The 20,080-nt window shown below is 71.5% G+C and carries 18 protein-coding genes; 10 read left to right on the top strand and 8 right to left on the bottom strand.

Annotated features, from left to right (window positions below):
- Nucleotides 1-10 precede the first annotated feature (10 nt).
- Entirely contained in the window at nt 11-1,474 is a 1,464-nt protein-coding gene (locus tag ACRVYW_RS07280; protein ID WP_431803137.1) for a dihydrolipoyl dehydrogenase family protein, read from the bottom strand.
- 94 nt (nt 1,475-1,568) lie between these two features.
- On the opposite strand from ACRVYW_RS07280, the gene ACRVYW_RS07275 reads away from it, so the two are divergent.
- The 4 genes from ACRVYW_RS07275 to ACRVYW_RS07260 are packed head-to-tail and all read left to right on the top strand — an operon-like array spanning nt 1,569 to nt 4,920.
- A complete protein-coding gene (locus ACRVYW_RS07275) occupies nt 1,569-2,471 on the top strand; it encodes an ABC transporter ATP-binding protein (protein WP_431803135.1) in 903 nt (300 codons plus the stop codon).
- On the top strand, nt 2,468-3,160 hold the full coding sequence (locus tag ACRVYW_RS07270; RefSeq protein ID WP_431803133.1) for an ABC transporter permease: 693 nt from the start codon (nt 2,468-2,470) through the stop codon (nt 3,158-3,160). Before ACRVYW_RS07275 ends, ACRVYW_RS07270 begins: the two co-directional genes overlap by 4 nt.
- Entirely contained in the window at nt 3,157-3,927 is a 771-nt protein-coding gene (locus ACRVYW_RS07265; protein ID WP_431803131.1) for an ABC transporter permease, read from the top strand. Before ACRVYW_RS07270 ends, ACRVYW_RS07265 begins: the two co-directional genes overlap by 4 nt.
- Nucleotides 3,928-3,987: 60 nt before the next feature.
- Nucleotides 3,988-4,920, top strand: a complete 933-nt coding sequence (locus tag ACRVYW_RS07260; protein WP_431803129.1) for a glycine betaine ABC transporter substrate-binding protein — start codon at nt 3,988-3,990, stop codon at nt 4,918-4,920.
- 199 nt (nt 4,921-5,119) lie between these two features.
- On the opposite strand, the gene ACRVYW_RS07255 is transcribed toward ACRVYW_RS07260, so the two are convergent.
- Together ACRVYW_RS07255 and ACRVYW_RS07250 are read right to left on the bottom strand one after the other, a co-directional pair.
- Nucleotides 5,120-6,445, bottom strand: a complete 1,326-nt coding sequence (locus ACRVYW_RS07255) for an LLM class flavin-dependent oxidoreductase (RefSeq protein ID WP_431803127.1) — start codon at nt 6,443-6,445, stop codon at nt 5,120-5,122.
- A complete protein-coding gene (locus ACRVYW_RS07250; RefSeq protein ID WP_431803125.1) occupies nt 6,442-7,755 on the bottom strand; it encodes an O-acetylhomoserine aminocarboxypropyltransferase/cysteine synthase family protein in 1,314 nt (437 codons plus the stop codon). The genes ACRVYW_RS07255 and ACRVYW_RS07250 overlap by 4 nt, the downstream gene beginning before the upstream one ends.
- 117 nt (nt 7,756-7,872) lie before the next feature.
- Between ACRVYW_RS07250 and ACRVYW_RS07245 the strand changes: the two genes are divergently transcribed.
- On the top strand, nt 7,873-8,961 hold the full coding sequence (locus ACRVYW_RS07245) for a zinc-binding metallopeptidase family protein (protein ID WP_431803123.1): 1,089 nt from the start codon (nt 7,873-7,875) through the stop codon (nt 8,959-8,961).
- 73 nt (nt 8,962-9,034) lie between these two features.
- Here the strand turns inward: ACRVYW_RS07245 and ACRVYW_RS07240 are convergent, their stop codons facing one another.
- Nucleotides 9,035-10,141 (bottom strand): DNA glycosylase AlkZ-like family protein, encoded by a 1,107-nt coding sequence (locus tag ACRVYW_RS07240; RefSeq protein ID WP_431803121.1) that lies wholly within the window; start codon nt 10,139-10,141, stop codon nt 9,035-9,037.
- Nucleotides 10,142-10,229: 88 nt separating this feature from the next.
- A complete protein-coding gene (locus tag ACRVYW_RS07235; RefSeq protein ID WP_431803119.1) occupies nt 10,230-11,243 on the bottom strand; it encodes an SDR family NAD(P)-dependent oxidoreductase in 1,014 nt (337 codons plus the stop codon).
- A gap of 122 nt (nt 11,244-11,365) precedes the next feature.
- Here ACRVYW_RS07235 and ACRVYW_RS07230 point away from each other — a divergent pair, with 122 nt between their 5' ends.
- A complete protein-coding gene (locus tag ACRVYW_RS07230) occupies nt 11,366-12,037 on the top strand; it encodes a TetR/AcrR family transcriptional regulator C-terminal domain-containing protein (RefSeq protein WP_431803117.1) in 672 nt (223 codons plus the stop codon).
- A 73-nt stretch (nt 12,038-12,110) separates the two neighbouring features.
- Here the strand turns inward: ACRVYW_RS07230 and ACRVYW_RS07225 are convergent, their stop codons facing one another.
- Together ACRVYW_RS07225 and ACRVYW_RS07220 are read right to left on the bottom strand one after the other, a co-directional pair.
- Nucleotides 12,111-12,926, bottom strand: a complete 816-nt coding sequence (locus tag ACRVYW_RS07225; protein ID WP_431803115.1) for a methyltransferase domain-containing protein — start codon at nt 12,924-12,926, stop codon at nt 12,111-12,113.
- Between the two features lie 46 nt (nt 12,927-12,972).
- The gene (locus ACRVYW_RS07220; RefSeq protein ID WP_431803113.1) at nt 12,973-13,929 is read right to left on the bottom strand and encodes an aldo/keto reductase; all 957 of its coding nucleotides are present in this window, start codon (nt 13,927-13,929) and stop codon (nt 12,973-12,975) included.
- Nucleotides 13,930-14,200: 271 nt separating this feature from the next.
- On the opposite strand from ACRVYW_RS07220, the gene ACRVYW_RS07215 reads away from it, so the two are divergent.
- From ACRVYW_RS07215 to ACRVYW_RS07205, 3 genes are all read left to right on the top strand, one after another.
- Entirely contained in the window at nt 14,201-14,692 is a 492-nt protein-coding gene (locus ACRVYW_RS07215; protein WP_431803111.1) for an FBP domain-containing protein, read from the top strand.
- A 302-nt stretch (nt 14,693-14,994) separates the two neighbouring features.
- Nucleotides 14,995-16,026 carry an LLM class flavin-dependent oxidoreductase gene (locus ACRVYW_RS07210; protein ID WP_431803109.1) on the top strand — a complete coding sequence of 344 codons (1,032 nt, stop codon included), beginning with the start codon at nt 14,995-14,997 and terminating at the stop codon, nt 16,024-16,026.
- A gap of 105 nt (nt 16,027-16,131) precedes the next feature.
- On the top strand, nt 16,132-16,413 hold the full coding sequence (locus tag ACRVYW_RS07205; protein WP_431803107.1) for a putative quinol monooxygenase: 282 nt from the start codon (nt 16,132-16,134) through the stop codon (nt 16,411-16,413).
- 55 nt (nt 16,414-16,468) lie between these two features.
- Here ACRVYW_RS07205 and ACRVYW_RS07200 read toward each other — a convergent pair whose 3' ends face one another.
- Nucleotides 16,469-19,225, bottom strand: a complete 2,757-nt coding sequence (locus ACRVYW_RS07200; RefSeq protein ID WP_431803105.1) for a lamin tail domain-containing protein — start codon at nt 19,223-19,225, stop codon at nt 16,469-16,471.
- 219 nt (nt 19,226-19,444) lie between these two features.
- On the opposite strand from ACRVYW_RS07200, the gene ACRVYW_RS07195 reads away from it, so the two are divergent.
- Nucleotides 19,445-20,068: a helix-turn-helix transcriptional regulator gene (locus ACRVYW_RS07195; RefSeq protein ID WP_431803103.1), complete on the top strand. Its 624-nt coding sequence runs from the start codon at nt 19,445-19,447 to the stop codon at nt 20,066-20,068.
- The last annotated feature ends 12 nt before the right edge of the window (nt 20,069-20,080 follow it).

Here is a 20,080-nt window from a genome sequence, read left to right as displayed (position 1 = left end):
CACGGGCAGATCACGGCGTCGGCCTCCCGTAGTCCTCGAGCCAGCGCAGCCACAGTTCGCTGAGCGTCGGATACGACGGCACCGCATGCCAGAGCCGATCGATCGGCACCTCCCCGACGACGGCGATCGTCACCGCGTGGAGCAGCTCGCCGACGTCGTCCCCGACGAGCGTCGCGCCGACGATCACGCCGCGGTCTTCGTCGACGATCGCCTGGGCCGTCCCGCGGTAGCCCCGGGCACGCGTCGCCGCGCCGGCGAGCTGACCGAGGTCGACCTCGAGGGTGCGCGTGCGGAGTCCGGCATCCTTCGCCTTCTGCGCGGTCAGGCCGACCGCGGCGACCTGCGGCTCGGTGAAGACCACCTGCGGCACGGCCCGGTGGTCGGCGGTCGCGACGTGTGCGCCCCAGGGGGCGTCGTCGACGGGGGCTCCCGTCGCCCGCGCCGCGATGACGTCGCCCGCGGCTCGTGCCTGGTACTTGCCCTGGTGGGTGAGAAGAGCGCGGTGCGTCACGTCGCCCGCGGCGTAGAGCCAATCGGTGCCCGCGACCCGCAGGGTGTCGTCGACGTCGAGCCACGCCCCGTCCTCGAGGCCGATGCTCGACAGCCCCACGTCGCCGGTGCGCGGCACGCGCCCCGTCGCGATGAGCAGCTCGACCGCCTGCACCGTCGATCCATCGGTCAGCGTGAGGGTCACCAGCGCCCCGTCGCGCGTCGCCTGCGCGATCTCGACGCCGCGGCGGAGGTCCACCCCCGCGTCTTCGAGCGACTGCGCGACGGCGTCGGCCGCGAACGGCTCGACCGTCCCGAGCAGGTGCGAGCGGACGATCATCGTCACGCTCGAGCCGAGCGAGGCGAACGCCGTCGCCATCTCGGACGCGACGACGCCCCCGCCGAGGATCGCGAGCGACGACGGCACCTCATGGACAGAGGTGGCCTCCCGACTCGTCCACGGATCGACGTCGGCAAGGCCCGGCACGTCGGGCAGAAGCGCTGCCGACCCGGTGCAGATCGCCACCGCGTGCCGCGCCCGGAGCACGCGCTCGGTGCCGTCGGATGCCTCGACGCGCACCGTCTTCTCGCCGTCGAGGCGCCCGTGCCCCCGCACGAGGTCGATGCCGGCGTCGCGCAGCCAGTCGATCTGACCGTCGTCGTTCCACTCGTGGACGATCGCGTCGCGCGAGGCGAGCGTCGCACCGACGTCGACGCCCCCGCCGACCGCCGCCGCCGCGCCCGGGACGACGCGCGCTGCGCGCAGGACCGACCCGGGGCGCAGGAGGGTCTTGGACGGCATGCAGGCCCAATACGAGCATTCGCCTCCGACGAGCTCGCTCTCGACGATCGCGGCGGTCAGCCCGCCGCGCACGGCTCGGTCGGCGAGATTCTCACCCACGGGGCCCGCGCCGATGACGATGAGGTCGTAGTCGGCGGCATCCGCCTGCGCCTGCTGCGGGTGCGTCTGCTGTGGTTCGGCCATGTGCCACGTCTACCCGAGTGTGACGGTTCGTGCCACCCCCCTGCACGGATGTCGGATCCATGTGATTGTGTAGGTCACCCGACCCGGAGGATGCATGGCGATCGAATTCCGCTCCGTCACGAAGCGCTTCCCCGACGGCACCGTCGCCGTGAACGACTTCAGCCTCGTGCTGCCCGCCCACAAGACCACGGTCTTCGCGGGCTCGTCGGGGTGCGGCAAGACGACGCTCCTCCGGATGATCAACCGACTCATCGACCCGACGAGCGGCGAGATCACGATCGACGACGAGAACATCCAGGAGCGCGACCCGGTGAAGCTCCGCCGCGGCATCGGCTACGTCATGCAGAGCGCGGGCCTCCTCCCCCACGTGAGCGTCGTCGACAACGTCGCCACCGTGCCGATCCTGAACGGGACGCCGAAGAAGAAGGCGCGTGAGCGCGCGCTCGAGCTCCTCGACGTCGTCGGGCTCGACCGCTCGCTGGCCGACCGCTACCCGCGCCAGCTCTCGGGGGGCCAGCAGCAGCGCGTCGGCGTGGCGCGTGGGCTCGCCGCCGACCCCAACATCCTCCTCATGGACGAGCCGTTCGGCGCGGTCGACCCGATCGTCCGGCGCGAGCTGCAGACCGAGACGATCCGCCTCCAGCGCGACCTCGACAAGACGGTCGTCTTCGTCACCCATGACATCGACGAGGCGTTCCTGCTCGGCGACCAGGTCGTCATCCTCGAGAAGGGCGCGAAGATCGCGCAGGTCGGGTCGCCGAGCGAGATCATCGAGAACCCCGCGAGCGCGTTCGTCGCCGACTTCATCGGCGTCGAGCGCGGCGCGCGCGAGCTGCACACGAAGCGGACGGCCCGCGGCACGGTGCTCGTCGACGCCGCGGGGCGCACGCAGGGCGTGCTCGCGGATGCCGGGGCCCTGGATGCCGACGCGGCTCGTGCGGGTACCGGTCGTGCGGATGCCGGTTCGGATGCGGCTCGGGAGGGAGCGGCGCCGTGAGCTGGGTGCTCGACAACCTCGACCTCATCTGGCGGCTGACGATCCCCCACGTCCGACAGAGCGTCATCCCGATCGCGCTGGGCTTCCTCATCGCGTTGCCGATCGGGTGGGTCGCGTTCCGCTACACGAAGCTGCGCGGCACGATCCTCACGACCGTGGGCCTGTTGTACACGATCCCCTCGTTCGGGCTGTTCGCGATCGTCGCGGCCGCCTTCGGGCTGAAGTTCCAATCGGAGACGACCCTGATCGTCGCCCTCACGATCTACGCCGTCGCGATCATGACCCGCTCGGTCACCGACGGGCTCGGCTCGGTCGAACCCGCGACGCGCGAAGCCGCCGTCGCGATCGGCTACGGCCCGTGGCGACGGTTCTGGATGGTCGATCTCCCTCTCGCCGGCCCCGTGCTGCTCGCCGGCCTCCGGGTGACCGCGACCTCGACCATCTCGCTCGTCACGGTCGGCGCCCTGATCGGCGTGCAGAACCTCGGCTATCTGTTCACCGACGGGTTCCAGCGGCGGATCCTCCCCGAGGTGTTCTCGGGCGTCATCGCCGTGGTCCTCATCGCGCTGATCGTGGACGTCCTCCTCGTCGTCGCCGGGCGTCTGCTCATGCCCTGGCAGGAGCGCCGCTCGAGCCGTCGCGCGGAGCGCCGGGCCGTCCGCCGCCTCGTCACGGAGGGTGCCGCATGAACCTCTTCCTCGACGCGCTCGCGTGGATCTTCTCCCCTGACCGGCTCACCGGATCGCTGCCCCTGCCCGCCGCGATCGGCCAACACCTCGCCTTCACGTTCGCCGCCGTCGCGATCGCCGCGATCATCGCCATCCCGGCGGGGTGGGCGATCGGCCACACCGGCCGCGGCCGCGAGTTCGCCGTCGCGCTCTCCGGTGCCGCGCGCGCGATCCCCACCCTCGGCCTCGTCATCCTGCTGTATCTGATCATCGGCGTTCTCTACAAGACGGAAGCTGCGATGGTCGCCTTCGTCGTCCTCGCGATCCCGTCGATCCTCGCGGGGGCCTACGCCGGGTTCGAGGCGATCGACCGATCCGTCATCGGCGCGGGCCGCGCGGTCGGGATGACGGAGTGGCAGATCCTCTGGCGCATCGAGGTGCCGCTCGGGCTCCCCCTCCTGATCGCGGGCCTGCGCTCCGCCGCGATCCAGGTCGTCGCGACCGTGACGATCGCGGCGTACATCGGCCTGGGCGGCGTCGGCTTCTTCATCCTGCAGGGCATTCCGTTGCGCCGCTTCGACCAGGTGCTCGGCGCCTCGATCGTCGTCGTCGTGCTGGCACTCCTCCTCGACGGGCTGTTCGCCCTCGTGCAACGGCTCGTCGTACCGCGCGGCGTGCGCGCCCGGTCGAGAGGGACGTCGGAGCCCGACGAACGCGCCGGCCTCCGCCGGACGCGCACCGCCCCCATCCGCACCGCCGCCGGCGCGTCCGCGTTGCCGTCCTCCTGACCCATCCGCCACCCGTTCCGTTCCGAACCATTTCCGCACAGCATCCACGAAAGGCACGTCATGTCCCGCACACGAACCCGCGGCACCGCCCGCACCCGCCTCGCGCTCGCGCTCGGCGCCGTCACCGTCTCCGCGCTCGCCCTCGCCGGCTGCTCGTCGGGCGGCGATCCCCTGGACGACGGGGGGTCGAGCGAGTCCCCGGCATCCGACACGATCGTCGTCGGCAGCCAGGACTACTACTCGAACGAGATCATCGCCGAGCTCTACGCGCAGGCGCTCGAAGCCGACGGGTTCACCGTCGACCGCCAGTTCCGCATCGGCCAGCGCGACGCGTACATCCCGTCGCTCGAAGACGGCTCGATCCAGGTGTTCCCCGAGTACACCGGCAACCTGCTGCAGTTCTTCGAGCCCGACACGACCGCGACCTCTCCCGACGACGTGTTCGCGGCGCTCCAGGACGCACTCCCCGACGGTCTCACGGCCCTCGACTTCGCGTCGGCGACCGATCAGGACTCGTACAACGTGACCAAGGCATTCGCCGACGAGCACGACCTGAAGAGCATCGGCGACCTCAAGGGCATCTCGCCGCTCGTCCTCGGCGGCGCAACGGAGCTCGAGGAGCGCCCCTACGGCCCCAAGGGTCTGAAGGAGAAGTACGGGGTCGACGTGACCTTCTCGGCCACCGCGGACACGACCGTCGACGAGCTCGTCGCAGGCAACATCCAGGTCGCGAACGTCTACTCCGCCGACCCGCGCATCCAGACGCAGGGCCTCGTCACCCTCGAAGACCCGGAGAGCCTGTTCCTGGCATCCAACGTCGTCCCGATCGTCAGCTCCGACGTCGCCGACAAGGTCTCGGGAGTTCTGAACGAGGTCAGCGCGAAGCTGACGCCCGAGGGTCTTGTCGCCCTCAACGTCCAGTCGACCGAGGACCAGAAGTCCGCGAAGGCCCTCGCGACGCAGTGGCTGAAGGACAACGGCCTGGCCGGCTGACCTTCTTCTCGCTCTCCTGCGACCCCCGCGGCCCCGGCGCTCACGCGTCGGGGCCGCGTCGCGTCCGCCCTCCCCCGCGCACCCCTCGCGAATCACCGCCCGATTCTCGAATCACCACCGAATGCGCGCGAAAGCGGCGGTGACACGGGAAAGCGGCGGTGATTCGCGAGCAGAGCCGGAGACGGCGCGAGCGCGAGGCTCAGAAGGCGCGGAGGTCGGCGCGCAGGCCCTGCCCGGTGTAGTCGCGGCGCAGGATGCCGCGGCGTCGCAGCACCGGCACGAGCTCGTCGAGCGTCCGGTGCACCGTGACCGGGTGCAGGTCGCCCCAGAGGAGCACCCCGTCGTTCCCCCACGTTCCGAGCTCTTCGATGAGGTCGGCGAACTCCTCCGCCGTGCCCACGAAGCCCGACCGGTCGGTGATCCGACCGAGCCGCGCGAGCGCGGTCAGGTGGGCGCGCAGGGGTGCGGTCGCCGCGTCGCGGTCTCCGACGAGGCGGCGCAGCGACCCCTGCGACACATGCTCGGCGAAGAGCCCCTCGGGAAGCGGGGCATCGAGGTCGAGCGTCGTCAGGTCGGTCTCGAGGTCGCTCGATTGCCGCTGCGCGATCGTCCGCAGAACGTCGTCCGAGGGGCGGGCGGATGCCGCGACCAGCCGGTCGGCCTCCTCCAGCGACGACACGATCACCGGCTGGATCGCGAACATGATCGTGACGTCGTCGGGCGTGCGTCCGCGCGCGATCGCCGCCGCGTGGATCTTCGCCCGGTACGCTCGGACGCTCGCCTCGTCGAGAGGCGACAGGGCGAGCTGGATGTCGGAGTTGGTGCCCGCGAACGCGAGCCCCCTCCCCGATCCGCCCGGCGATGCGATCACCGGGTCGCCGCGGTCGAACGGGATCGCGTTCAACGGCCCGTCGAACGCGTAGTGCTCGCCGCGGTGGTGCACGGCATCCAGCCTCGTGCCGTCGGCGTACACGCCGGCCTCTGCGTCGCGGACGAGCGCACCCTCGCCCCAGGAGTGCCAGAGGGAGCGAAGGGCGCCCAGCCACTCCTCGGCCCGGTCGTAGGCGGCGTCGTGTCCGAGCGGGCTCTCGGCGGAGAAGTGCCGCGCGCTCCCCGCGTCGGTGACGACGTTGAGGCCCAGGCGGTCGGCGCTCAGGTGCTGCAGTGTCGCGAACTGCCGTGCCGCCGTGTACGGCAGGAAGGCCGCCGGGTTCACGGTCGGGATGACGCCGAGGTGCCGCGTCGCCTGGAAGAGGTAGGGCGCGAGCAGCAGCGGGTCGTGCTTGGGTCCGCCGAACGCGTGCCGCACCCGCAGATCGATCGTCTCGGCCGAGCCGAGGGAGGGGGCATCCTCGATCAGGACGAAGTCGAACCCGGCCTGTTCGAGCTCACGCGCCGACTGCTGATACAGGTCGGGGCGCGTCCAGTCGTAGTCCCAGTCGAGGTACGGATGCCCCCACCCGTGCGGCCCGAAGCCCCGCGCGAGGAACCATCCGAAATGCTGGGGCCGGGCGGCCCCGCTCACGCGACCACCGCGACGTCGACCTCGTCGACCGGCTCGGCGGCGACGGCGAGCGCGCGGGCGAGATCGTCGATGAGGTCCGGAGCGTCCTCGATGCCCACCGAGATGCGGATCGTGCCCGGCTCCACCCCGACCGCGCGTCGCTCGGCGCCCGTGAGCGCGACGTGCGACGTGGATGCCGGGTGCAGGATCAGCGACCGGACGTCCCCGAGGTGCGTCATGTGCGTGAACACGTCGACGGACTCGATGAGCCGCCGCGCGGCCTCGGCCCCGCCACGGACGGTGAACGTGAACACCGAGCCGAAGCCGTCGGGCAGCAGCGCCGCACCGAGCGCGTGGTCGGGGTGGGACGGCAGTCCGACGTAGTCGACCGACGCGATCTCGGGCCTATCGTCGAGCCACTGGGCGACGGCGAGCGCGTTGGCGCTCTGGCGCGCGACGCGCAGGCTCAGGGTCTCGATCCCCTGCCCGATGAGGAAGGCGTTGAGCGGCGACGGTGTCGTCCCGAACCGCAGAGCGACGCTCTCACGGGCGTAGGCGATGCGCGCGTCACCGCCGACGCGTTCGGCGATGCTCGGCTCGCCGAGGCGCCCCGGCGCGACGAGGTGCGGGAAGAGCGCACCCGACCTCTCGGCATCGAAGCGGCCGTTGTCCACGATCGCGCCGCCGAGCACCGACCCGTGGCCGGCGAGGAACTTGCTCGCCGAATGCACGACGACATCCGCCCCGTGCTCGAGCGGGCGCACGAGGTAGGGCGTCGCGAACGTGTTGTCGATCACGAGCGGGATGCCGTGGCGGTGCGCGACCTCGGCGACCGCGCCGATGTCGATGAGCCGGTTGGCGGCGTTCGAGATCGATTCGGCGAACACGGCGCGCGTCTCGGGCCGGATCGCCGCCTCCCAGGCATCCGCATCGTCGATGTCGTCGACGAACGTCGTCTCGATGCCCAGGCGCGCGAGATTGTCGCGGAAGAGCCCGCGTGTGCCCTCGTACACGTGGGTCGAGGACACGATGTGTCCGCCCGTCTCGACGAGGGCGAGGAGCACGACGGCCGTCGCCGCCTGGCCGCTCGCGAGCAGGAGCGCCTGCGAGCCGCCTTCGAGGGCGGCGAGGGTGTGCTCGACGGCGTCGATCGTGGGGTTCGCGACACGGGTGTACGCGTAGCCGCGGCCCTCGCCGAAGTGCGCGGCGGCGTCGTCGTACTCGTCGAACTCGAACCCCGCGGTGAGGTAGATCGGCGTCGCCCGCGCGCTCGGAGAGGCGGATGCCGCACGCTCGTGCACCTGCCGTGTCGTGAATCCCCGCCGTGCCATCGTCGCCCCTTCCGCGCCTGTGGGTTCCATCGTCGCGCCCGGAGGCACCCCGACGCGGATCGCGTGTCGTCGTATTACGCGCGCGGCGGACGTGCACCGCCGCAGTACGGTGATCAGGTGAGCACCACCCCGCGCTGCCCCTCGTGCCGCCGCTTCGTCTACCTCGACACCCTCGTCTGCCCCGCGTGCGGGACGGAGATGGGGCTCCAGGTGATCGAGCGCGTCTTCGAGGCGGTGCACGCGGGCCGCACGGTCGTCGACGGCGTGACGTGGTTCACCTGCTCGGAACGCGACTGGGGGTGCAACTGGCTCGTGCGTGAAGACGCGCCCGCGGGGCGCTGCTCCTCGTGCCGGCTGACACGGCGGCGCCCCGACGCGGACGACACCATCGCGCTCGAGAAGCTCGCCACGGTCGAAGAGGCCAAGCGCCGGCTCGTCCTGCAGATCGGGGACCTGGGTCCGCCGATCGAGGGCTGGTACCAGAAGCCGGGCGGCCTGGGGTTCGATCTGCTGTCGAGCCGCTCCGACGGTGAGAAGGTGACGATCGGGCACGCGAACGGCATCATCACGACCGATCTGGCCGAGAGCCTCGACGATGTCCGCGAGGCGGTGCGCGTCAAGCTCGGTGAGCCGTACCGCACCGTCCTCGGGCACCTCCGCCACGAGGCGGGGCACTACTTCCAGAACGTGCTCATCACCGACGACGCCACGTGGTCGCGCTGCCGCGAGCTGTTCGGCGACGAGCGCGAGAGCTACCGCGACGCCCTGAACCGGCACTACGAGTTCGGCGCGCCGCAGAACTGGTCGGACGCGTTCATCTCGGAGTACGCGACGATGCACCCGTGGGAGGACTTCGCCGAGACCTTCGCCCACTACCTGCACATCGTCGGGACGCTGCAGACGGCGGCGGCGATCGGCATCCACCTCGAGGCGGGCGCGTCGACCCTCCGCGACACCGATGTCGAACCGCGCGAGGACTACGGCGATCAGTCGGTCGGACGGACACTCAGCGATTGGGCTGCGCTCTCGCAGGCGTTCAACCGGGTGAACCGGTCGATGGGGCTCGCCGACCTGTACCCCTTCACGATCACCCCGCCGGTGCAGCGCAAGCTCGCGTTCATCCACGAGATCATCACGCGCGCGCGCCTCACGACCGCCGAACAGGTGGAACTCGCTCTCGCCCCACAGGGCGACGAACGCAACTGAGCGGCACCGGCGGCCCGGTCACCGCTCGCCCGCGTCACCGCTGGCCCGGTCACCGCCCGCACCGCTGGCCCGGTCACCGCTCGCCCGCGAAGACGAGCGGCACCCCCACCCACTCGGCGAGATCGCGGAGTTCGGCATCCACCATCTCGCGTTCCTCGGGGTCGAGGGGCGCGGTCAGGTCGAGTTCGTGCACCGCGGTGACGACGAGATTCTCCTTCTTTTTGTCGAGCGCCGCGTCGAGAAGGCCCACGAACCGGTCGCCGACCAGGATCGGATGCGCGAAGTAGCCGTAGACGCGCTGCGCTTTGGGTTTGAACTGCTCGAGGATGTACTCGAAGTCGAACAGCTCCTTCAGCCGCGGTCGATCGAACAGCATGCCGTCGTAGGGGTTCAGGATCGCGACGCGACCGCCGGGATCGTCGTGGAGCGTCTCGAGCGCGGCGGGGTCGACGCGCCACTTCCAGTCCGATCCTTCCACCCGCGCGGGCTCCCCGGCGTCGCCGATGGGCGTCCACGGCGACTTCTGCCGCGCGAGGCCCGCCGCTTGCAGGCGCCGCGCGTCGAGCTCGGCACCGGCCTCGTCGTAGTCGCGCTCGGGCACGCCCGCGAAGACGCGCTCGCCGATGTCCCAGATGCGCTGACGACCCTCACGCCCGACGATCCCGACCTCGCCGAGATACGAGAGGAGATCGAGCATCATCGGCACCTGATTCGAGCCGTACCAGCCGCCCTCGTCACCATGCGCGACCTGACTGGTGTCGGGGATCTGCGCCGCGAGCATCGGTCCCTCCGCGCGCAGGCGCGCGAGCACGTCGGCGCGAAAGCGGGCGTTCGCCTCCATCCACCCCGCGGCCCGCGCGCGGAAGACCCGCCCGCGCATGCGCGCGAGGAGCGCGGGCAGGAGGGATGCCGCATGGAAGTGCCCGTCGTACTCGAACAGCAGCCGGTCCTGCTCCACGGCCTTCCGCAGCTGCCCCGGCTCGTAGGCCCAGCCGATCCGGCTCCACGCGATCGTCTGCTCCGAGGGGGCGATGACCGCGGTGGGGTCGATCTTGATCGAGCCGAGCTGCTCGGCCACTTCGACGACGTCGCCCGGGCGCTCCGCATCGAGCAGCTGCGCGCGCACGACGAGCCGCCGGGCCTCGTCACGGCTGAGGTCGTGGACGGCGTCGTCGGTCATGACCGAAGGCTACGCCGGGCCGCCGACACGCACGAGATGGTGCGTGTCGGCGACCTCGGCGACCCGGCGGCTGCGGCCACCGCAGCGGTTACTGCACCGACCACCCGCCGTCGCTCGGCAGGATGACGCCGTTGAGGTTGACCCCGTCGTCGGAGAGCAGGAATGTGATGGATGCCGCCAGCTGCTCCGCCGTCGCGAGCGTCGGGATCGACGCCTGGAACGGCTGCAGGCGCGCCTGCCCTGCCTCCGACACGTGCGGCGGGAAGGGGATGCCGGTGGCGACCCCTCCGGGCGCGACGGCGTTGACGCGGATGCCCTGCGGTCCGTACATGAACGCCGCCGAGCGGGTCATACCGATGACGGCGTGCTTCGACGTCGTGTAGGCGTTGCCCGACGCCGAGCCGCGCAGACCCGCCTCGGATGTGATGTTGACGATCGATCCGCGACCGGCCGCCATCATGGCCGGGAGCACGGCTCGGGTGAGCTTGAACGCCCCGGTGACGTTCACCGCCATGACGCGCTCCCACATGGCATCCGTCGTCTCGTGGAGCGGCGAGAAGTCGTCGTTGATCCCGGCGACGTTGGCCAGACCGTCGATGCGCTCCCCCGCGGCGGCGGCGATCGCGTCGACCGACTCCTGGCTCGTGATGTCACCGGTGACCGTCACGATGTCGGCGTCCGGGAGCGCCTCCTCGAGACTGCCGAGCTTCTCGGCCGACACGTCGACGGCGATGACGCGGCCGCCCTCTCGGGCGATGCGCGCCGCGGTGGCGCGACCGATGCCGCTCGCAGCTCCGGTGACGATGACGGTCTTTCCGGTGAAGCGGCCGGGGGTGACCTGTTCGACCCAGCCCGCGTCGCCGGTGTCAGTGGGCATGACGCCGTCGTTCGCCTTCAGGACGAGGTCGTCGACGACCGACTGGGGCGTCTGGCCCTGGCTGAGCGCGACGAGCTGCTGCAGAGGCAGACCGCGCAGCGGCGCGAGGATCTCCTCCGAGGCGCCGGACGCGGCCAGCAGTCCGCGGACGAGCGGACCGCCGTTCTCGCTGTCGAGCCAGGCGCCGATGGTGCTGGACGCGGTGAGGGGTGTCTTCTCCGACATGTCTCGATCTCCTTCGTGAGCGGGCGCGGGGTGCACCCGGATCGTTCGTCCGGTGCAATTCCCGCTAGGGAAATCTTATTCCCCTGCGGGAAATAACGCACGCGCGAGACTAGAGTCGAGACGTGTCCACTCCGAAGGCTCCCTCCCGTCGCGGCCGCGGCGCACGGGCCGGCCTCGACCTCGAGGTGATCCTCGGGGCGGCCCGCGGAATCGATCCCGACGCCCTCACGATGCAGGGCGTCGCCACGGCGCTCGGCGTCGACCGCAAGGCGCTGAACCACCACGTCACCGACCGCGAGAGCCTCCTCGAGTTGCTCGCCATCGACGCGTTCCGCCGCCGCGTCGACCTCGACGACCGGGACCTCGGCACGACGTGGCAGGATGCCTGCCGCGCCTACGCCGAGAGCCTGTGGCGGAGCCTCGTCGACATCGGGCAGTGGCTCCCCTACTTCCGCTTCACGAATCCCCGCGACCTCGTCATCGCGGAGCCCGCGGAGGTGATCGCCGAGCGGATGCTCGCCGCAGGATTCGACACCGTCACCGTCAGCCGCGCGATGCACCTGCTCGTCACGATCTGCCGCGGCTTCGCGCAGGATGCCGTCACCGGCAGCCGGTCGGGAGGGCATCCGCAGATCGAGGACCTGCGCGCCGCGCTCGCCGTCGAGCGCGCGGGATACCCGGCCCTGCGGAGCCTCGTCGACGCGCGCGTCGACAACTTCGGCGCGGCCCAGTTCGCGTTCGATCTCGACACGTTCCTCGCGGGCATCGAACGACTCGCGCCGCGCGAGTCCTGACGGGCGACGCGTCAGCCGCGGGCGAGAATCTCCCCTCGCGGCTCAGCCGCGGGCGAGAATTTCCCCTCGCGGCTCAGCCGCGGGCGAGAATTTCTCCGTGCGGCAGGAGGATCCACCCGTCGGGGTTCTCGGCCCACTCGCGCCACCCCGCGCTGATCCGCTCGAGCGCCGGACGGTCGGCGATGCCGCGGGAGACGACGGTCTCGGCGAAGGACGAGTGCAGCGCGCGATCGGCCCACATGCCGCCCCACCACGCCCGGTCCTCGGGGGTCTCGTAGAGCCAGAGGGATGCCGATGAGCGCACGTCGGTGAAGCCGGCCGCCCGCGCCCACGCCTTCAGCTCGCGGCCCGCGGCGGGTTCGCCGCTCGTCGCGCGATGCGCGGCGAGGTACACGGTGATCCACTCGTCGAGCGCGGGGAGGCGCGGCCACCAGATGACGCCCTCGTAGTCGACGTCGCGCGCCGCAACGACGCCGCCCGGCTTCACGACGCGGCGAAACTCCCGCAGCGCATCGACGGGTCGCGCGAGGTGCTGGAGCACCTGATGAGCGTGCACGACGTCCCACGTGTCGTCGGGAGAGTCCAGCGCGTACGCGTCGTCGACCGCATAGGTCAGGTTCTCCAGCGCGGGGTTCTTCACCGCGGCGGCGACGCGGTCGGCATCCGCCTGCGCGATGACATCGGCGGAGGCATCCACCCCGAGGACCGCGCCCGGCGCGACCCGCGCCGCGATGTCGAGCGTGATCGTGCCGGGGCCGGCGCCGACGTCGAGCACGGACGTCCCCGGGGCGAGCTCGGGCAGCAGGTAGGCGGCGGAGTTCTCGGCCGTGCGCCATCGGTGCGAGCGCAGGACGCTGTCGTGGTGGCCGTGGGTGTAGGCGTCGGGCATGCGTCCATCCTGTCCTGCTGCGTCTGATCGCCGCGCCCGTGCGGTGTCACATGTCGGCGGGCGTCCACTCCGAGACGGCGTCGAGCTCGGCGACCTCGTCGGCGGTGAGGTCGGTGGTCGCCCCGGCGAGCAGGTCGGCGACCTGCGAGACCTTCGACGCCGACGCGATGGGAGCCGCAACGGTCGGCTTCGCGCGCAGCCACGCGAGCGCCGCCGAGGCCATCGACACGCCATGCGCGTCGCCCACACGCTCAAGCACCTCGAGAATCTGCAGCCCCTGCGGCGTCGCGTACCTCGCCGCCGCCTCGGCCCGCGGCGAGGTGTGGCCGTCGGCATCGGCATCCGTCGAGCGGTACTTGCCCGTCAGGAACCCCTTGGCGAGCGCGAAGTACGGCACGAGGCTCATGCCGTATTCCTCGGCGACGGGCACGATGTCGGTCTCGGTCTCGCGGTGCACGAGGTTGTAGTGCGGCTGGATCGCGACAGGCTCGGGCACGCCCAGCTCGCGCGCGATGCGCACCCACTCGCGAATGCGGTCGGCCGAGTAGTTCGACACCGCCGTGTCCCGCACGAGCCCGTCGGAGACCAGCTGGCCGAACGCGGCGACGGTCTCTTCGAGCGGCGTCTCGGGATCGTCGAAGTGCGCGTAGTAGAGGTCGATCGACTCGACGCCGAGGCGCTCGAGCGATGCCTCGGCGGCCGCGCGCACGTTCGCCGCTCCGAGACCGCGGAACTGCGGGTGCTGGCTCACCTTCGTCGCGACGACGACGCCGTCGGGCCTCCGGTCGGCGAGCCACGCGCCGATGATGCGCTCGCTCTCCCCGCCTTCGTGGCCGTCGACCCACGCACTGTAGGAGTCCGCCGTGTCGATGAAGTTGCCGCCGCCGGCGTGGAACGCGTCGAGGATCGCGAACGATTCGTCGCGGTCGGCCGTCCAGCCGAACACGTTGCCACCGAGGGCGAGGGGGAAGACGTCGAGCTCACTGTGTCCGATGCGGGTCATGCTCCGATCCAAGCACGCCCCGCCGACACTCGGGGCGGCGGGCGTACCCTGGAGGCGTGAACATCGTGAGCAGCCCGCGTGGCCGAGGGGAGGTCGTCGGCGGATCCTCCGCCGTCGAGAGATGACGCCGCCCCGGCGCCGCGACCGCAGCACACAGGTGGACGGCGCCCCGCTCGTCGCGCCCGCAGACCGGGCGCCCCTCTGAGCCGCGGCCGTCACCGACCCGGACTCCGCGGCATCCTCACCCTCACGATTCCCCGAAAGGGACCTCATGCACGCTCTCACCGAGGCGCAGATCCGCGCCAGCCTCATCAACGTCACCAAGTCCGAACGCTCGCACCTCACCCTCCCCGAGGATTTCGCCGACACGGCGTGGGATGCCGTGGACTTCTACGGCGCCCGCGACCGCAAGCTCGCCCTCGTGGGCTACGTCGTCGTCGAACTCGACGGCGAACCGACGGGACTTCTCCTCCGCCAGGCCGAGTCGAAGCCGCGCACGCGCGCGCAGTGCTCGTGGTGCAACGACGTCCAGCTGCCGAACGACGTGCTCCTGTTCACTGCGAAGCGCACGGGCGATGCCGGGCGCCGCGGCGACACCGTCGGCACGCTCGTCTGCGACCGGTTCCAGTGCAACGTCAACGCCCGCAAGCTCCCGCCGCTCGCCTACACCGGCTTCGATCGCGAGGCCGCCCGCGCGGCGCGCATCACCGCGATGCGCGAGTCGGTCGAGGGTTTCGTCCGCTCCGTCCGCGACGGCCTCTGACCCGCTGCGAGACACCCCGGCCCCCTCCTCCTCCCTCCTCCTCCCTCCCCCGACCCCCTCTTCCTTCCCGCGAGACCCGCTTTTCGCGACGAGACCCCGCGAAAGTTCCAGCGGTCTCGTCGCGAACACGCGGTCTCGCGGGAGAAGAGGCGCGGGAGAAGGGGCGGGGGCGGGAGGTGCGGCGGTAGGGAGGCGCGGGAGAAGGGGCGGGGGCGGGAGGTGCGGCGCGGGCAGAGGGAGGAGCGCGCATCCCGGCATCCATTCAGCGGAATACACTCCGACGGCGTAGCGTTGCAGCCATCATGCAACGCTTCGGAACCCTCTCGTTCGGACACTACGGACCGCTCGGCAACGGGCAGCAGCTCACGGCGGGCGACTCGCTGAAGCAGGCGATCGACCTCGCGCAGGGCATGGACGACCTGGGCGCCAACGGCATCTTCTACCGCGTGCACCACTTCGCGCGCCAGCAGGCATCCCCCATGCCGCTGCTCGCCGCGATCGCCGCGACGACGAAGCGCATCGAGATGGGCACCGGCGTCATCGACATGCGCTACGAGAACCCGCTCTACCTCGCCGAAGAGGCCGCCGCTGTCGACCTCATCTCCGACGGCCGGCTCGCTCTCGGCGTGAGCCGCGGCTCACCCGAGACGGTCGTGCGCGGCTACGAGAAGTTCGGCTACACCGGCGGCAACGACCCGCGCGGTGCGGATCTCGCCCGCGAGCACTTCGATCTCTTCTGGCGCGCGATCGGCGGCGAGGGCATCGCCGAGCGCGACCCGAACTCGCCGTTCGGCGGCGGCACCGGTCTGCAGCGCATCGAGCCCCAGTCGCCGGGCCTCCGCGACCGCATCTGGTGGGGCGCCGGCTCCCGCGACACCGCCGAATGGGCCGGACGCACAGGTCTCAACCTCATGTCGTCGACCCTCGTCACCGAGGCCGACGGCCGCCCCTTCGACATCCTGCAGGCCGAGCAGATCGACCGCTTCCGCGCCGCGTGGAAGGAGGCTGGGCACCCCGGCACCCCGCGCGTCTCGGTGAGCCGTTCGGTCTTCCCGATCACGACCGCCCAGGACGAGCTGTACTTCGGGCACAGCCAGGAGGGCGACGGCATCGGCTACATCGACGGCCTCCGCTCCACCTTCGGCAAGACCTATGCGGCGTCGCCCGACGTCCTCATCGAGCAGCTGCAGCAGGATGCCGCGGTCATGAGCGCCGACACGCTCATGCTGACGATCCCCTCGCAGCTCGGGGTCGCCTTCAATCTGCACATCGTGGAGTCGTTCGCGCAGCACGTCGCACCCGCGCTCGGGTGGAAGCCGAACACCGAGGCGTGACGCCGCGGCGTGCGGGCACGGCGCTGAGACTGAATGGCGCGGAGACTGAACACGGAACACGCGGATCGCGTGACCATGGCATGCGGGGCGTGCCACGCTGGAGCCATGGGTGATGTCGCCGCGGTCTCGCTGGAGGGTGTTCTCGTGTGCGCCGATGACGCCGAGGCGGCGCGGGTGCGCGAGCTCCTGCCCGAGCACATCGCGCTCACCCGCGCCGAGCCGGGATGCCTGGCCTTCGACGTCCTGCCCGCGAGCCCGTTCGAGTGGACGGTGAACGAGCGATTCCGCGATCGCGACGCTCTCGCCGCGCATCAAGAGCGCGCGGCGGCGAGCGCCTGGGGGCGCGGGACCGCCGGCATCCAGCGCCGCTATACCGTCACCGGCTGAGGCGCGCGCCGGCCCGACGACGGTTCTCTGCCGCCGCCGGCCGGTGCCCCACCGCTCAGCCGCGCCGCGCTCGGCGCGCGAATCCCGCGCCCACCGCCAGCAGCAGCACCCCGGCGATCGCGAGGATGCCCGCCACGTGACCGTCGCCACCCGTGGCCGCGAGACCCGTCGAACCAGCCGAACCCGTGGATGCGGCGCCGTGCGGTGCCGTGACCTCGAGCTCGGTCCACCCGAGCACCGCACCGGCGGCATCCGTCACGGCGATGCGGTGCAGCCCGGCGGGAGTGGACGCGGGGATCATGAGCGCCACCGTCCCCGAGTCCGATGCGGTCGCGGCGCCGAGGTCGGTGGGCGTCGAGAACAGCCAGCCGTGCACTGCCTGTCCGGGTGCCGCGCGCGGGACGGTGAGGGTCACCGTGCCGCCCGCCGCGACCGAAGCCGGCCCGACGAGCCCGCCGCGGACATCATCGACCAGCTCCGCTGCGGACGGCGCACCGCCCGTCGCGGGAAGAGTCGGCGAAACGGTCGGCTCCGGCGAAACGGTCGGCTCCGGCGAAACGGTCGGCTCCGGCGAAACGGTCGGCTCGGGCTCCGGCTCCGCGCCCGCCGTGCACGCGAGCGTTCCCGACCGGAGCGAGAACCCGTCGGTGTCGGCATCGTCGGCGTAGAACGTCCGCGCGACCCCGTCCGCGCAGGCGGCACCGATCGCGAAGCCCTCGTTCGCGACGTTCGGGGCGTTCGCCGGCCGCGCGTACACGTGCGTTGCGGCGAAGGCGCCGTCGGGGCCGATCTCGTACGTCGCGGTGCGACCGTCGCACGCCTCGTCGCACGCGACCCAGAGCAGGCCGCGGTCGAACTGCACGTCGGCCACGAGCGCGAAGGGAGTGTCGACCGTCGCGACCCGCGCGAAGGCGCCGCTTTCCTGGAGCGCGTAGGCGTAGACCTTCGCGGTGCCCTCGACGCCGACGAAGAAGAGGCCGTCGCCGTGCCCCGGGTAGCGGGCGGGGTCGTACGCGGTCGCCGTCCGCTGGTCGAGGAACCCCTGCTCCGTGAGGAAGGCATCCGGCACCCAGGTGATGCCCTCGAGCCCCGCGTTCGCCCCAAGCCCCGGGAAGTCGGCGGCGAGGTTCCACTCGGCATCGGCGGCGAGCGGGTCACCGCCGGAAGCGACCGGCGTGTACCGCAGCACCGACGGCCGGCTGACGGAGCCCTGCGCGTTGTTCCGCTCACTCGAGACGTACACGTTGGACCCGACCGCGGTCACGCCCTCCGCGTCGACACGCCCGGTGCCGTCGGGGTAGCGGAGGGTCCAGGACGACGACGGCGCGAGCCGTTCGCCCGTGAGGCGATACAGGATGCCGTTGCCGTTCTCGACCGCCCACAGTCCCCCGTCGGCCCAGTCCAGTCCCGACAGATCGCCGGCGAAGGTCCCCTCCTCATCGAGCACCGTGACGTCGGCGCCGCCCGGCCACGCCTCGACGACCGTCTCTCCGGCGCAACGGTTCGGCGCACCCTTGGTCGACTCGGCGGTGACCGCGAAGGCTCCCGTACCGTCGGGGCACCGACCCCAGGTCGTCGCGGCGTGCCCCGCCCACGACGTCGCGTCGAGCTCGGTCTCCCCGTCCGCGTCGAAGAGGTGCACGGCATCCGTGCCGCCGAGGCCGAATCCGAAGGCGGACTCGTCGAGCACGAGGCGGCCCTGCGCGGCGATCGTCGTACCTGCGGGGATCGTGTAGCGGTGACCGGCAACCTCCGAATCGGTCACGACGAGGCCCGCGACCGAGACCTCCGACGCCGAGCGGTTGACGAGCTCGATCCAGTCGCCCGGCGTGCCGCCGTTCGATTCGACCTCGTTGATGCGCACGGGCAGTGAGCAGTCGTTGGGGGCGCCTTTCGTCGTCGTGCTCGTGATCCGGAGCTCACCGACGCCGTCGGGGCAGAGCCCGTAGCTCGTCCCGGGCGCGTGCTCGGTCCACGAGGCCTGGGCGACGAGCGTCGCCACCTCGGGCGCGAACACGCGCACCCGGTCGGCGTTGCCGAGTCCGAAGTCGAACCCGGGCTGGGTCGCGGTCTTCTGATCGACCAGCAGGATGCCGCGGGCAGGTACCACCGATCCCTCCGGGAGCCGATCGGTGCGACTGTCGTCGTCGTCCTTGACGACGAAGCCCGAGACGTCGATCGGCGCCTCCGTCGTGTTGTACAGCTCGAACCAGTCGGTGTCGTCGCCGTTCGACTCGATCTCGTTGACGACGAGCGCGCCCGCCGGCGGGAGCGGCACCCCGGGCGAGGAGCTCGGCGTCGGAGCAGGGCTCGAGGTCGCGGTCGGCGTGGCCGTCGGGGTCGCGCACGCGTTGCTCGCGCCCGGCGTCGGGGCGGCGGTCACCGTGAATGCGCCGACGCCGTCCGCGCAGCGGCCGTAGGTCGTCGCGGCCTCGGTCGTCCACGTGAAGGTGTCGACGAGGCCCCCGCCTGGACGGAACAGGCGCGCGGCGTCGGCCTTGCCAAGGCCGAAGGTCATGTCGGGCCCCCCGAAGACGTAGTACGCGCCCGGGGCGAGCACCGTTCCGGCGGGAACCGCGTCGGTGCGCTCGTCCTTGTCGTCCTTGACGATCCAGCCGGAGATGTCGACGGCATCCGTTCCGGTGTTAGTGAGTTCGATCCAGTCCGGACCGCTGCTTTCCACCTCGTTGATCACGACGGTCTCGGTCGCCGCCTGCGCGGGAACGACGACGGCGGCGGCCGCGACGGCGGCGACGGCGATGGAGAGGGCGGTGGCGGCGAGCAGGCGCGCGCGCGAAGCGACGGAGAGCATGTGGTTTCCCGGGGGGTCGGCGCCCGACGGCGCGGCGGAGCGGGGGTTCCCGGAGAGAGTGCCGAGCCCGGGCGAACGCGCGGCACACGCCGGGTGAACGGATGCGGAACGATCTGCGGCGCCACGCTCGCCGCACCGCGTCGCGCCCGCGCGGTGCCTCCGCCGAAGAGATTCGGCGCGGCGCTGGCGGAGAGGGCCGAGGCCGTGAATAATAGTGGTATGACCACAGGTCGCCCGGCGGGCTACAGCGCCATCTCCAACTACTCACGCGTCGAGATCCTCCACCTCGTGCAGGATCGCCCCGAGCGCACCGTCTCCGAACTCGTCTCGGCGACCAAGCTCCACCCCAACACGGTGCGCGAACACCTCCAACGGCTCATCGACGACGGCTACGTCGTGTCGAAGACCGAGAACCGCACGACGCGTGGCCGACCCCGCGTCCTCTACAGCGCGACGGACGGAGTCGTCGCCCGCAGCGCCGTCCAGCACCGCCGCGTCCGCGCCGCCGCCGAACGCGGCGACCTCATGCGCCGCGTCATCCCGGGTGCCGCGCCCGATTTGGAACAGAGCGCCCTCCACCAGATCGACGCTCTCGTCGAAGACCTCGTCGACGCCGGCTTCGACCCGCTGGTGGACGAGGACGAACTCACGGTCGAACTCACGCCCTGCGCGCACGCGTCGGCCCAGGCATCCCACCGCGAAGTCCTCTGCAGCGTGCACCTCGGCATCATGCAGAGCGTGCTGAGCGCCGCCGACGGCCCGCTCTCCGTCGACGGCATGCGCTCGTCGTGCGATCCGCGGGAGTGCATCGTGCAGCTGCTGCACGCCTCGCAGACGCCCTGACCGCGAGGAGGG

Origin of the sequence: Microbacterium sp. bgisy203, assembly GCF_965345155.1 — a bacterium.
In the GTDB taxonomy this organism is placed as follows: Bacteria; Actinomycetota; Actinomycetes; order Actinomycetales; family Microbacteriaceae; genus Microbacterium.
Note: the sequence above shows the minus strand (reverse complement) of the source record. Positions and strands in the feature narration are given on the sequence as shown.

Excerpts from the sequence above, each read along its gene's own strand:
- ACRVYW_RS07280 (WP_431803137.1), bottom strand. The coding sequence starts at position 1,474 with ATGGCCGAACCACAGCAGACGCACCCGCAGCAGGCGCAGGCGGATGCC.
- ACRVYW_RS07275 (WP_431803135.1), top strand. The coding sequence starts at position 1,569 with ATGGCGATCGAATTCCGCTCCGTCACGAAGCGCTTCCCCGACGGCACC.
- ACRVYW_RS07265 (WP_431803131.1), top strand. The coding sequence starts at position 3,157 with ATGAACCTCTTCCTCGACGCGCTCGCGTGGATCTTCTCCCCTGACCGG.
- ACRVYW_RS07260 (WP_431803129.1), top strand. The coding sequence starts at position 3,988 with ATGTCCCGCACACGAACCCGCGGCACCGCCCGCACCCGCCTCGCGCTC.
- ACRVYW_RS07250 (WP_431803125.1), bottom strand. The coding sequence starts at position 7,755 with ATGGCACGGCGGGGATTCACGACACGGCAGGTGCACGAGCGTGCGGCA.
- ACRVYW_RS07240 (WP_431803121.1), bottom strand. The coding sequence starts at position 10,141 with ATGACCGACGACGCCGTCCACGACCTCAGCCGTGACGAGGCCCGGCGG.
- ACRVYW_RS07235 (WP_431803119.1), bottom strand. The coding sequence starts at position 11,243 with ATGTCGGAGAAGACACCCCTCACCGCGTCCAGCACCATCGGCGCCTGG.
- ACRVYW_RS07225 (WP_431803115.1), bottom strand. The coding sequence starts at position 12,926 with ATGCCCGACGCCTACACCCACGGCCACCACGACAGCGTCCTGCGCTCG.
- ACRVYW_RS07220 (WP_431803113.1), bottom strand. The coding sequence starts at position 13,929 with ATGACCCGCATCGGACACAGTGAGCTCGACGTCTTCCCCCTCGCCCTC.
- ACRVYW_RS07215 (WP_431803111.1), top strand. The coding sequence starts at position 14,201 with ATGCACGCTCTCACCGAGGCGCAGATCCGCGCCAGCCTCATCAACGTC.
- ACRVYW_RS07210 (WP_431803109.1), top strand. The coding sequence starts at position 14,995 with ATGCAACGCTTCGGAACCCTCTCGTTCGGACACTACGGACCGCTCGGC.
- ACRVYW_RS07205 (WP_431803107.1), top strand. The coding sequence starts at position 16,132 with ATGGGTGATGTCGCCGCGGTCTCGCTGGAGGGTGTTCTCGTGTGCGCC.
- ACRVYW_RS07200 (WP_431803105.1), bottom strand. The coding sequence starts at position 19,225 with ATGCTCTCCGTCGCTTCGCGCGCGCGCCTGCTCGCCGCCACCGCCCTC.
- ACRVYW_RS07195 (WP_431803103.1), top strand. The coding sequence starts at position 19,445 with ATGACCACAGGTCGCCCGGCGGGCTACAGCGCCATCTCCAACTACTCA.